Consider the following 12,300-nt stretch of genomic DNA (forward strand, 5'->3'; position numbering starts at 1 on the left):
TACGTCGTCGTCACCGCCTCCGGTGCCGCCGCGCCTGGCGGATGGACCAGGGGCCGGCGGGCCGGCCCCGACACGGCGCCCCGCCCGCCCCAGGGGCACTCTCGCAGGCAGGAGGTCGACTCCATGACTTTCGCGCAACTCCCGGGATATCCAAATATGGGTGATATCTCCGGCACGTATTGCCCTCATCTGTTCTTCGATGTGGCGGGCTTCGGCCACCTCGACCGCGACGCCGACATCCAGCAGGCCGTGCGGCGCGGGCTTTACCAGATCGTCTCCGGCGCCCTCGCCCGCGCCGCCGTGTCGCACACCGTCTACTACCGGCAGGACTACGGCGACGGCGTGCTGGCCGTGCTCCCGCCCACCGTCCCCGCCCTCGCCCTCGCCGAGGGCCTGCCGATCTGGCTGCACCTGGAGATCCGGCGGTACAACAAGTGCGCCAGCCCCGCCGCCCGCATCCAGCTGCGCAGCGCCCTGCACATCGGCCCGGTGTACCGGGACGAGCAGGGGGTCAGCGGCCGCGCCCTGATCCACGCCGCGCGGCTCATCAACGCCCAACCCGTCCGGCGCGCCCTGGCCGACTCCCGCGCCGACCTGGTGTTCGCCGTGTCCGAGCGGGTGTACGACGAGGTCATCCGCGATCACCCGACGCCGGCCGACGTCGAGTACCGCCGGTTCGCCGCGCGGGTGAAGGAGGACGAGTTCACCGCGTGGTTCACCGTCCTCGGCGGGCACGCCGGCCCGCTCCTGGAGGACCGGCCGCCGCTGCGCGCCGTTCCCGACCACCCCTGAGCGGCCCCTGGCCGGCCCGTGGCCGGCGGGGATGCGGCCGCGGTCGGCGCGGCGCGTTGAGCGGCCGGGCCGCCGGCTGATACGGGATGGGGGGACGATGTCGGCGCGCTGCTGTAGCGTCTCGGGGAAGACGGGACGCGACGAGACGGGAGTGGCATGAGCGCACAGCCCGAGGGGCCCGGCGGGGCCGGGCGGGTGCGGCCGGTCCCGCGCACGATCAAGGCCATCGGCGAGGCGCTGACCAGGGAGAAACGCGCCAGGTTCTACGGCGAGGTGCTGACCGCCGAGCAGGGGCCCGAGCTGGACGGCGTGCTGGAGCGCTGGTGGCTGGACGCCGTCCTCGACCAGGTGCCCGGCCGCCGCCGCCGCCACGCCGACGGGGTGGCGGGGCGCAACCTGGTACCGCTGCCGGAGCCGCGCGGCGAATCCGAGCGGTGACCGCGCCCCGGCGCGGCTGGACCGTCTTCTGCACCGAGGAGGCCGCGGGGGAGATCGAGGCGATGCCGACCCCGCTGCACGACTCGGTGGTCGAGCACTTCAAGGAGCTCGCCCGGCGCGGCGGCGCCGCCATCGACGAGGGACGGCCTCCGCCGGGGCACTGCATGGACGGCGACGCCGTCGCCTACAGCGCGACCGTGCCCGGCCGGCCCGTGATCTACGAGTACGTCGTCCTGGACGACATCCGCGAGTTCCGCGTCACCACCGTCGCCTGGCTCCCCTGACCCGCCGCCGGGCGCCGCGCGGAACCGGCGGCGCCCGCACCGTGCGGCTAGGCGGGGAAGACCGGGCTGGGCAGGCCCTGGCCCGCGTCGGGCAGCACGAACAGCGAACCGGCGTGGGCGTCGTCGTCGGGCGCGCCCGTCGCGGCGGTGGTGATGTACAGGTCGCGCAGGTCCGGGCCGCCGAACGCGCACGCCGTCGTCTGCCGGGCGGGCACCTCGACGGTGCGGTCCAGCTCCCCTGCGGGGGTGTAGCGCAGGACGCGGCCGCCGCCCCACAGCGCCACCCACACGCACCCGTCCGCGTCCACGGTCAGGCCGTCGGGCAGGCCGGGAACGCGGGTGAACACGCGGCGGTCGTCGCCCTGGAACACGTCGATGCGGCGCGTCGGCGTGTCCACGTAGTACATCAGGCGCCCGTCGGGGCTCCAGGCGAGGCCGTTGCTGATGGTCACGTCGTTCAGGACGGTGGTGACCTTGCCCTCGGGCGTCACCCGGCGCAGGCGGCCCCCGCCGGGGGCCTCGTCGTAGCGCATGGTGCCCGCCCACAGCACGCCGTCGGGGGCGACGGCGGCGTCGTTGCCCCGGCAGCCGTCCTCGGGCCACTCGGCCAGCCAGCGGAACGAGCCGTCCGGCGCGTACAGCCCGACGCCGTCGCGCAGGTTGACGACCAGGCCGCCGGAGGCGCGCGGTTTGGCGGCGCCGACGTGCTGCGGGGTGGACCGGACGGTGTCCGTGCCGGTGGACGGGTCGTAGGTGTGCACCTCGGAGGCGAGGATGTCCACCCACAGCAGGCGGGCGGCGGCGGTGTCCCACGTGGGGCCCTCGCCCAGCGCGGCGCGCCGGGCGAGGGCGATCTCGACGTCGGTCATAGGGTGGAGAAGGAGTAGACGGTGGTGGTGTCGTAGGTCTGGCCGGGCCGCAGCACCGTGGACGGGAACCGCGGCTTGTTGGGCGAGTCGGGGAAGTGCTGCGTCTCCAGGCAGAAGCCGTCGCCCTGCCGGTAGGCGCGGCCACTGGTGCCGACCAGGCGCCCGGTCAGGAAGTTACCGGAGTAGAACTGCAGGCCGGGCTCGGTGGTGCGCACCTCCATGACCCGGCCGGAGACCGGCTCGGTGACGCGGGCGGCCTTGCGCAGCCCCCGGCCGTCCAGGACGAAGTTGTGGTCGTAGCCGCGGCCGATCACCAGCTGCGGGTGGCCGTCGCGGATGCGCTCGCCGATCGTGTGCGGGCGGGTGAAGTCGAACGGGGTGCCGCGCACCGGCGCCAGCTCCCCGGTGGGGATCAGCGTCGAGTCGACCGGCGTGTACCGGGAGGCGTTGATCTGCAGCCTGTGGTCGAGGATGCTGCCGGAGCCCTCGCCCGCCAGGTTGAAGTAGGTGTGGTTGGTCAGGTTGACGACGGTGGGCGCGTCGGTCGTGGCCCGGTAGCCGATGCGCAGCTCGTTCCTGGGCGTGACGGTGTAGGTGACGGTGGTCTCCAGCGTGCCCGGGTAGCCCTCCTCGCCGTCCTCGCTGGTGTAGGACAGCCGCAGCGACACCTCGTCGCCGTCGCGCGAGGGTTCGGCCTTCCAGACCTTCTCGTCGAAGCCCTTGTCGCCGCCGTGCAGGCTGTTCTCCCCGTCGTTGGCGCCGAGCCGGTACGTCTTGCCGTCCAGCGTGAAGCGGGCCTTGCCGATGCGGTTGCCGTACCGGCCGATGATGGCCCCGAAGTAGGGGTTCTCGTCCTGGTACGTCGGCGAGAGGTAGCCGGCCAGGGTGCTGAAGCCCAGGGCGACGTTGCCGGTGCGGCCGCGCCGGTCCGGCACCTCCAGCGACTGGACGATGCCGCCGTAGGTCAGCACCCGCACGGTCATGCCGCGGCCGTTGGACAGCGTGTACCGCTCGACCGCGGTGCCGTCCGGCAGCTTCCCGAACGGCTCCTTGGTGATCTTCGGGGCGGTGTGCGCGGGAGCGGCGCCGGGGGACGCCGACGCCGGTCCCGTCGCCGCCACCATCGCGGCGACCAGCAGTGCGGCTCCCGTGAGGGGCGGTAGGAACCTCATGTTTCTCCTCTCAGGTGATGCGTTGACCCCCCGAGGACATGGATCCGGCGCCGCGGCCCCGGCGGCGCCGCGCGGGCGCGGCTAGCGCAGCAGCGGGCTGCCGGAGCGGCGCTTGGTCCACACGTCGAACGCGACGGCCGCCAGCAGCACCAGGCCCTTGACGAGCATCACCCGCTCGCTCGGCGCGCCCATCAGCGACATCCCGTTGTTGATCACGCCCATGATCAGGCCGCCGGTGATCGCGCCGACCACCTTGCCGACGCCGCCCTGCACGGCCGCGCCGCCGATGAACGCCGCCGCGATCGCGTCCAGCTCGAAGGTGTTGCCCGCGGTCGGGCCCGCCTGGTTGAGCCGCCCGGCGAAGATCACCCCGGCCAGCGCGGACAGCACGCCCATGTTCACGAACAGCCAGAACACGATCGACTTGACCTTGACGCCGGACAGCTGCGCCGCCTGCAGGTTGCCGCCCACCGCGTAGATGCGGCGGCCGAACACCGTCCGGTTGGTCAGGATCGTGTAGCCCAGCACCAGCGCCGCCAGCAGCACCAGCACCCACGGCAGGTTGTGGAAGCGGGCCAGCTGCACCGTCACCGCCATGATCAGCACACCGGCGGCGGCGATCTTCAGCACGAACACCGGGAGCGGGTCGACCGTCTGCCGGTAGCCCAGGCGCGCGGCGCGGGTGCGCCACTGCGCCACCGCCAGCCCGGCCACGACGGCGATCCCGACCAGCAGGCTGAACAGGTCCGCGCCGCCCAGCACGCCGAGCCCGATGTTGCCGAGGTAGCCCTCGGTGAACCCGTTGGACAGCGTACGCACCTCGTCGGGGAACGGGCCGATGCCCTGGTTGCCCAGCACGGTCAGGGTCAGCGCGCGGAACAGCAGCATGCCCGCCAGCGTCACGATGAACGACGGGATGCCGAAGTAGGCGATCCAGTAGCCCTGCCAGGCTCCGATCGCGGCGCCCGCGGCCAGCGTCAGCAGCAGCGCCAGCGGCCACGCCACATCGTGGTTGACCATCAGCACCGCGGCGATCCCGCCGGTCACGCCGACCACCGACCCCACCGACAGGTCGATGTGCCCGGAGATGATGATCAGGATCATCCCGATCGCCAGGATCAGGATGTAGGAGTTCTGCACGATGATGTTGGAGATGTTCTGCGGCTGCAGCAGGTCTCCGCCGGTCAGCACCGTGAACAGCACCACGATCAGGGCGAAGGCGATGTAGATGCCGCTCTGCCGGACGTTGATCGTCAGCTGTGACAGCGACCTGCCGTTGCCCGGCCCGGACGACGCCGGGGCGGTCTTGCTCGCGGTCGCGCCGGCGTCGGCGCTCGCGGACGCGGTACGACTCATGGACGCCCCCCGCTCATCGAACCCTCTCCTGTTCCTTGTCCTTGGTCATCAGGTACATGAGGCGCTCCTGGGTGGCCTCCGCGCGCGGCACCTCGCCGGTGATCCGGCCCGCCGACATCGTGTAGATGCGGTCGCACATGCCCAGCAGCTCGGGCAGCTCGGAGGAGATCAGCAGGATCGCCTTCCCCTCCCCGGCCAGCCGGTTGATGATCGAGTAGATCTCGTACTTGGCGCCCACGTCGATGCCGCGGGTCGGCTCGTCCAGGATCAGCACGTCCGGATCGGTGAAGATCCACTTGGACAGCACGACCTTCTGCTGGTTGCCGCCGCTGAGCTTGCCGGTGACCGCGCCGACGTCCGGCGCCTTGATGTTCAGGCTCGCGCGGAACTCGTCGGCGACCCGGTACTCCTCGTTGCCGTCCACCCAGCCGCGGGTGGCCAGCCGCGGCAGCCCGGCCGCCGAGATGTTGCGCTTGATGTCCTCGATCAGGTTGAGCCCGTAGCGCTTGCGGTCCTCGGTGGCGTAGGCGATGCCGTGCCGGATGGCGTCCTGCACCGTGCGCACGTCGATCGGCCGGCCGTCCTTCAGGACGCGCCCGGACGCGCCGACCCCGTACGAGCGGCCGAACACGCTCATCGCCAGCTCGGTGCGGCCCGCGCCCATCAGCCCCGCCAGCCCGACGATCTCGCCGCGGCGCAGCGTCAGCGACGCCCCGTCCACCACCTTGCGGTCGTGCTGGGACGGGCTGTGCACCGTCCAGTCCTCGATCCGCAGCACCTCCGCGCCGATCCGCGGCTCCCGCGGCGGGTAGCGGTGCTCCAGGTCGCGGCCCACCATCCCGGTGATGATCCGGTCCTCGGTGACGCCGTCGGCCTTGGCGTCCATCGTCTCGATCATGCGCCCGTCGCGCAGGATGCTGATCGAGTCGGCGATCGCCAGCACCTCGTTGAGCTTGTGCGAGATGATCACGCTGGTGATGCCGTCGTCGCGCAGGCCGCGCACCAGGTCCAGCAGGTGCGCCGAGTCCTCGTCGTTGAGCGCGGCCGTGGGCTCGTCCAGGATCAGCAGCTTCACCTTCTTGGACAGCGCCTTGGCGATCTCCACGAGCTGCTGCTTGCCCACGCCGAGTTCGGCGATCGGGGTGACCGGGTTCTCCGGCAGCCCCACCCGCTCCAGCAGCTGGGCGGCCTCGTGGTTGGTGTGGTTCCAGTCGATGAGGCCGCCGAGCAGCCCGCGCCGGCGGGCGCGCTCGTTGCCGAGGAAGATGTTCTCGGCGATGGACAGCTGCGGGCACAGCGCCAGCTCCTGGTGGATGATGACGATGCCGCGCTCCTCGCTGTCGCGGATGCCGGAGAACCGGCACGGCTCGCCGTCGAAGAGGATCTCCCCGTCGTACGAGCCGTGCGGGTACACCCCCGACAGCACCTTCATCAGCGTGGACTTGCCCGCGCCGTTCTCCCCGCAGATCGCGTGGATCTCACCGCGCCGCACCGTCAGATCGACGCCGGTCAGGGCGTTGACCCCGGGGAACCGCTTGGTGATGCCCTGCATCCGGAGGATGTCGTCGGTCATGTCGGATTCCTGTCGGTCGCGCCGGTCACTTCAGGCCGACTTTGTCCGCGGTGTAGTAGCCGGTGTCGACCAGCGCCGCCTTGACGTTCTCCTTGGTCACGATGACCGGCTCCAGCAGCTGGGACGGCACGACCTTGTTGCCGTTGTCGTAGTCCTTGGTGTTGTTGACCGTCGGCTTGCCGCCCTTGAGCACGGTGTCGGCCATCTTCACGGTCTCGTCCGCCAGCTTGCGGGTGTCCTTGAAGATGGTGGAGTACTGCTCGCCGGCCAGGATCGACTTGACCGAGGCGACCTCGGCGTCCTGCCCGGTCACCACCGGGTACGGCTGGCCGGAGGTGCCGTAGCCGTTGCTCTTGAGGGCCGACAGGATGCCGATGGACAGCCCGTCGTACGGCGACAGCACGCCGTGCACCTTCGACCCGTCGCGGTAGGCGTTGGTGAGCAGGTCCTCCATGCGCTTCTGCGCGGTGGCCGGGTCCCAGCGCAGGATCGCGATGGTCTTGAAGTCGGTCTGGCCGCTCTTGACCTTCAGCACGCCCTTGTCGATGTACGGCTTGAGCACCGACATCGCGCCGTTGTAGAAGAACGTGGCGTTGTTGTCGTCGGGCGAGCCGGCGAACAGCTCGATGTTGAACGGCCCCTTGGCCGAGCCCTCCGAGCCGTCGGGGTTCTTCACCTTCAACCCCACCAGCAGCGAGGTCGCCTGCTGCACGCCGACCTTGTAGTTGTCGAACGTGGCGTAGTAGTCGACGTTCGGGCTGTTGCGGATCAGCCGGTCGTAGGCGATCACCTTGATGCCGTTGTCGGCGGCCTGCTGCAGCTGGGTGGTCAGCGTGGTGCCGTCGATGGAGGCGATGATCAGCAGCTTGGCGCCCTTGGTGATCTGGTTCTCCAGCTGGTTGACCTGCGTGGGGATGTTGTCCTCGGCGTACTGCAGGTCCACCTTGTAGCCGAGCTTCTCCAGCCCTTTCTTGAGGTTGTCGCCGTCGGAGATCCAGCGTTCCGACGAGCGGGTCGGCATGGTGACGCCGATCAGCGCGCCGGAGTTGTCGGCGGACCTGGCCTCCTTGTCGATCGTCTTCTCGCTGGACCCGCAGGCGGTCAGCGACGCGGTGAGGGCGAAGGCGGAGAGGACCGTAGCGATGCGCCCGATTCTCATGGTTACTCCTCCGGGGTGGGGGCCGCCCGCTCGCGCCGGGTGCGCGGCGGGGCGGTGCTCGGGGATGGGGAGAGGGCTCGGTGGGTCAGGGGGGTTCGGCGGATCAGGGGGTTCGGCGGGTCAGGAGGCGGTGAGCGGCGCGGCGGCGCCGGCGACCGGGAACCGCTCCAGCGGCCCCGGGGCCCGGGAGCCGGGCGGCGACATCCCGGCGCCGGCGCCGAGCCGGGCCAGGGTGTCCAGGACCAGGCGGCCGCGCCGCACCCGCTCCCGCCCGCTGTCCACCGCCAGCTGCCGCAGGTGGCGGCCGACCGGGTAGATCGGGGCGGCGTTGCGCAGCCCGAACTTCAGGTAGATGGGGGCGCCGCAGCGGATCAGCTCCGCCGCGTCGTACAGGCGGACGAACCCGCCGAGGTCGTCGGGCGCCTCGACGTAGAAGTCCATCGGCGCGGCGCTGACCGCGCGGATCTCGGCGATCTGCGCGAGCGTCAGGTCGCTGGGCACGTTGACCGAGTCGGCGCCCAGGTGCTCCCACACCTGGTAGGACGCCGGGTTCACCGGCCCGACCAGCGCCGACACCTTGAACGTGACGTCGGCGGGCAGCCGGCCGGCGGCGCGCATGCGGTGCAGCGTCCACAGCACGCCCTCGTCGGCGACCAGCAGCGACGGCACGCCGAGCGCGACGGCCCGCTCGGCCTCCGCCACGCACTGGGCGAGCTGGTCGCGGCCGCGGGCGCGCGGCCCCGCCGTCGGGTAGGTGCGCGACCCGCCGCCCGGCTCCCACGAGCCGCGCGGGCCGAGGAACAGGCACAGCTCGATGTCCCGCTCGCGGCAGGCGGCGACCATCTCGGAGATCTCGGCGTCGGTCAGCATCCACACGCCCGACCCCTGGCTGATGCGGTGCAGCGGCACGTCCAGGCGCTCGCTCTCCTCCAGCACCGCCGCCAGCACGGCCGGGCCCTCGCACGACGGCAGCTCGGTGCGCCACGTGCCGCCGTCGGGGAAGGCGCGGGCCGAGCCCGGCACGGTCTCGGCCCGCGGCGGGAATCCCAGCTCGCCGAGCGCGTGCTCGCCGGGCAGCCGCGGGCGGGCGTCGGGTCCGTCCATCAGGGGATTCACCTCTGCAAGTACTCGAAAGCGGATATCGGACGTGTCATCGGGGCGGTCATGTCGCGTCGGGGCGGAGCAGCACCTTTCCGGCGCCGGGCGAGGCGCTCAGCGCGAGCGCCTTCTCGAAGTCGGCCAGCGGCAGCTCGTGGGTGACCAGGCCGGCGGGCCGCAGCACGCCGCTGTCGAACGCGCGCACCGCGTACGCCCAGTCGGCCGGGCCCGCGCCGAACACCGTGTGCAGGGTGAGGGCGCGGGTGACCAGCAGCGCGGTCGGCACGGCGTCGGACGGGTCGCCGGGGATGCCGGTGACGACCACCCGCCCGCCGCGGCGGGCCAGCGCCACCGCCGCGTGCCCGGTGCCGGGCGCGCCCGCCGTCTCCACGACCACGTCGAAGGACTCCTCGGCGGCCTCGCCCGGCCGGTGGAAGACGGTGGCGCCCGCCGCCAGCGCGGGCTCGCCGCGTTCGGCGCGCGGGTCGATCGCCGCCAGCCGGGCCTGGGACGCGGCCGCCAGCAGCTGCAGCGCCAGCATGCCGAGCGTGCCGGCGCCGACCACCGCGGCCGTCTCGCCGGGCCGCAGCGCCGCGTACCGGACCGCCGCGGCGATCACCGCGGCCGGTTCCAGCAGGGCCGCGGCGCGCAGGTCCGCGTCCGGCGCCAGCACGTGCAGCAGCCGCGCGGGCACCAGCAGGTGGTCGGCGAACGCGCCCGGACGGGTGAACCCGGTCTCGTCGTAGCCGGAGGCGCACAGGTTGGGCGCGCCGTTGCGGCACGGCCCGCACACCAGGCAGCCGCGGAACCCCTCGCCGACGACCCGGGCGCCGACCAGCGCCTCGTCCACGTCGGGGCCGACCCCGGCGACCGTGCCCGACCATTCGTGGCCCGGGACGATCGGGTAGGCGCAGAAGCCGGCGGGGCGGGCGCCCTCGAACAGTTCGCGGTCGCTGCCGCACAGCCCGGCGGCGGCCACCCGGACCAGCGCCTCGCCCGGTCCGGGCTCGGGCACGTCGCCGACGACCAGGCGCGAGCGGCGCGGTTCCTCGACCACCAGTGATCTGCTCATGAGCGCGCCTTCCGCGAGTCGGGTCCGGTGCCCCGGCGCAGGTGCCAGTCCTCGGCGAACAGGTCGAAGTCGGCGTTCTGGCGGGGGAACTCGGCGACCGCGTCCAGGTCGAGCTCGACGCCCAGCCCGGGCCGCTCCGGCAGCGCGAAGTAGCCGTCGACCACCTCCGGCGCGCCGGCCGCGACCTTCTTGATCGGGGCGTCGGCGAAGTCGTTGAAGTGCTCCAGGATCTTGAAGTTGGGCACGCACGCGCCCAGCTGCAGGGTCGCCGCGGTGAGCACCGGCCCGCCCACGTTGTGCGGCGCGACCTGCACGTAGTGCGTCTCGGCGGTGGCGGCCAGCTTGCGCACCTCGGCGATGCCGCCGAAGTGCCCGACGTCCGGTTGCACGATGTCGGCCGCCTGCCGCTCGAACAGCTCGCGGAACTCGAACCGGTCGTGGATGCGCTCGCCGGTGGCGATCGGCAGCCCGGTGTGCGCGGAGACCTTGGCCAGGGCCTTGAGGTTCTCCGGCGGGACGGGCTCCTCCAGCCAGCTCGGCGCGTACGGCTCCAGCAGCTCGGCGAGCCGGATCGCGGTCGCGGGGGAGAAGCGGCCGTGCATCTCCACCAGCAGTTCGCAGTCGGGGCCGATGGCGTCGCGCACCGCCTCGACCAGCGCGATCGACCGCATGGTCTCCTCGTGGTCGAGCTCCATGCGGCCCGCGCCGAACGGGTCGAGCTTGAGCGCCCGGTAGCCGCGCTCGACGACCTTCTTGGCGGCGGCGTGGAACTCGTCGGGGGAGCGGTGGACGGTGTACCAGCCGTTGGCGTACGCCTTGACGCGGTCGCGGACCCGCCCGCCCAGCAGCCGCCAGACCGGCTGGCCGAGGGCCTTGCCGACGATGTCCCAGCACGCCATCTCGATGCAGGCGATGCCGGACATGACGATCTCGCCGGCCCGGCCGAAGTCGCCGTACTTCATCCGGTGGACCAGGTCCTCCCGGTCGAAGGGGTCGGAGCCGACGATGTGCCGGCGTTCGGCCTCGGCCAGGTAGCCCAGCAGGGCGTCGGTGTGCCCGAGCATGCGGGTCTCGCCCACTCCGGTGAGGCCCTCGTCGGTGTGGACGGTCACGAAGGTCAGGTTCCGCCACGGGGTGCCCACGACATGGGTCTCGATCTTGGTGATGCGCACGGCCTGTCTTCCTGTTCGCGGCGATCTTGGTCAAGCGCTTGTTGGTGGTAGCGCTAACATCATGCCCGGCACCGATCTCCCCTCCGTAGCGTCGTTCCCGGTCAGCGCCCCGGCGGCGCGGCGGTGCTCTCCCGCACCACCAGCTCGGGCTCCACGGTGCGGCGCGGGAAGCCCGCGCCCTCCGGCGGCGGGGTGCCGTCGATGCGCTCCAGCAGCAGCTGGAAGGCGTGCCGGCCCACCTCGCCGAACGGCTGGCGGACGCTGGTCAGCGGGGGCGCGAAGTAGGGCGCCTCCGGCACATCGTCGAAGCCCACCACGCTCACCTCCTCGGGGACGCGCCGACCCGCCTCGCGCAGCGCGCGCAGCAGGCCGAGCGCCATCGGGTCGTTGGCGGCGAACACCGCGGTCACGTCCGGGTCGGCGGCCAGCCGCCGGCCCTGCTCGTAGCCGGACCGGGCGCTCCAGTCGCCGCTCAGCGGCTCGGGGACCTCCCGGCCGTGCTCGGTCAGCACCGCGCGCCAGCCGTCGACGCGCGCGCTGCCGTCGATCCAGTCGGCCGGCCCGGCGATGTGCCACACCGTCTCGTGGCCGAGGCTGAGCAGGTGCCGCACCACCCGGGCCGCGCCCGCCCGGTGGTCGACCACCGCCACCGGCGCCGGCACGTCGTCGCCCACGCCGACCACGACCACCGGGAAGTCCGGCGGCAGCCGCCGCAGCCCCTCGGCCGCCGACTGGTGCGGCGCGATGATCACCACGCCGTCCACCGACTGCCCGCGCAGCCGCTCCACCCCGTCCTCGATGGCGCGCGGGGTCAGCGTGCTCAGGCTGGCGATGTTGACCGAGTAGTCGGCGCCGCGGGCGGCCCGCTCGATGCTGTACAGCATGGACGCCGGACCGTACAGGGTGGTGTCGAAGCTGACCACGCCCAGCACCCCGGACCGGCCGGTGGCCAGCACGCGGGCGGCGGAGTTGGGCCGGTAGTCCAGCTCCCGCATGGCCGCCAGCACCCTGGCGCGGGTCTGCGGCCGCACCTTCTCGGGGGAGTTGAGCACCCGCGAGACGGTCATGGCCGACACGCCCGCCAGGGCGGCCACGTCCTCCATCACCGCGGCGCGGGGCCGGGCGGGCGGGGGTGTGGCGGCTGTCACGTGATCTCCTTCACTTCGGGGTGTCCCCGAATGTTTGCGCTAACGAAACGAGCTGTCAATACCCCTGGAGAAACCCCTGATAGCGCCAACATCCGAATCTCGGAGCGGTGCGACGCCCGCCCGCGCCCCGCCGGCGCCCGCGTCCGGGTGCGGCCCCGGGCGCCGCC

12 protein-coding genes are annotated in these 12,300 nt (G+C 72.6%); 3 read left to right on the plus strand and 9 right to left on the minus strand.

Annotated elements, in window-relative coordinates; genetic code table 11:
• Positions 1-156: 156 nt before the first annotated feature.
• From ABD879_RS22895 to ABD879_RS22905, 3 genes are all read left to right on the plus strand, one after another.
• The gene (locus ABD879_RS22895; protein WP_345023612.1) at positions 157-792 is read left to right on the plus strand and encodes a hypothetical protein; all 636 of its coding nucleotides are present in this window, start codon (positions 157-159) and stop codon (positions 790-792) included.
• Between the two features lie 156 nt (positions 793-948).
• The gene (locus ABD879_RS22900; RefSeq protein ID WP_345023613.1) at positions 949-1,230 is read left to right on the plus strand and encodes a hypothetical protein; all 282 of its coding nucleotides are present in this window, start codon (positions 949-951) and stop codon (positions 1,228-1,230) included.
• Positions 1,227-1,514, plus strand: a complete 288-nt coding sequence (locus ABD879_RS22905; protein ID WP_345023614.1) for a hypothetical protein — start codon at positions 1,227-1,229, stop codon at positions 1,512-1,514. The genes ABD879_RS22900 and ABD879_RS22905 overlap by 4 nt, the downstream gene beginning before the upstream one ends.
• A 47-nt stretch (positions 1,515-1,561) precedes the next feature.
• On the opposite strand, the gene ABD879_RS22910 is transcribed toward ABD879_RS22905, so the two are convergent.
• The 9 genes from ABD879_RS22910 to ABD879_RS22950 form a co-directional block, all read right to left on the minus strand.
• Positions 1,562-2,383: an SMP-30/gluconolactonase/LRE family protein gene (locus ABD879_RS22910; RefSeq protein ID WP_345023615.1), complete on the minus strand. Its 822-nt coding sequence runs from the start codon at positions 2,381-2,383 to the stop codon at positions 1,562-1,564.
• On the minus strand, positions 2,380-3,555 hold the full coding sequence (locus ABD879_RS22915) for an aldose epimerase family protein (protein ID WP_345023616.1): 1,176 nt from the start codon (positions 3,553-3,555) through the stop codon (positions 2,380-2,382). Before ABD879_RS22915 ends, ABD879_RS22910 begins: the two co-directional genes overlap by 4 nt.
• Before the next feature lie 81 nt (positions 3,556-3,636).
• The gene (gene mmsB / locus ABD879_RS22920) at positions 3,637-4,911 is read right to left on the minus strand and encodes a multiple monosaccharide ABC transporter permease (RefSeq protein WP_285495271.1); all 1,275 of its coding nucleotides are present in this window, start codon (positions 4,909-4,911) and stop codon (positions 3,637-3,639) included.
• A 13-nt stretch (positions 4,912-4,924) separates the two neighbouring features.
• Entirely contained in the window at positions 4,925-6,484 is a 1,560-nt protein-coding gene (gene mmsA, locus ABD879_RS22925) for a multiple monosaccharide ABC transporter ATP-binding protein (protein WP_345023617.1), read from the minus strand.
• A gap of 25 nt (positions 6,485-6,509) precedes the next feature.
• A complete protein-coding gene (gene chvE / locus ABD879_RS22930; RefSeq protein ID WP_345023618.1) occupies positions 6,510-7,643 on the minus strand; it encodes a multiple monosaccharide ABC transporter substrate-binding protein in 1,134 nt (377 codons plus the stop codon).
• Between the two features lie 120 nt (positions 7,644-7,763).
• On the minus strand, positions 7,764-8,747 hold the full coding sequence (locus tag ABD879_RS22935) for a hypothetical protein (RefSeq protein WP_345023619.1): 984 nt from the start codon (positions 8,745-8,747) through the stop codon (positions 7,764-7,766).
• Positions 8,748-8,805: 58 nt separating this feature from the next.
• Positions 8,806-9,813 carry a zinc-dependent alcohol dehydrogenase gene (locus ABD879_RS22940; RefSeq protein ID WP_345023620.1) on the minus strand — a complete coding sequence of 336 codons (1,008 nt, stop codon included), beginning with the start codon at positions 9,811-9,813 and terminating at the stop codon, positions 8,806-8,808.
• On the minus strand, positions 9,810-10,985 hold the full coding sequence (locus tag ABD879_RS22945; protein WP_345023621.1) for a mandelate racemase/muconate lactonizing enzyme family protein: 1,176 nt from the start codon (positions 10,983-10,985) through the stop codon (positions 9,810-9,812). The genes ABD879_RS22940 and ABD879_RS22945 overlap by 4 nt, the downstream gene beginning before the upstream one ends.
• A gap of 101 nt (positions 10,986-11,086) precedes the next feature.
• Positions 11,087-12,133, minus strand: coding sequence for a LacI family DNA-binding transcriptional regulator (locus ABD879_RS22950; RefSeq protein WP_345023622.1), 1,047 nt, complete (start codon positions 12,131-12,133; stop codon positions 11,087-11,089).
• Positions 12,134-12,300: the final 167 nt, after the last annotated feature.

Origin of the sequence: Actinomadura keratinilytica, assembly GCF_039539665.1 — a bacterium.
Classification (GTDB): domain Bacteria; phylum Actinomycetota; class Actinomycetes; order Streptosporangiales; family Streptosporangiaceae; genus Spirillospora; species Spirillospora keratinilytica.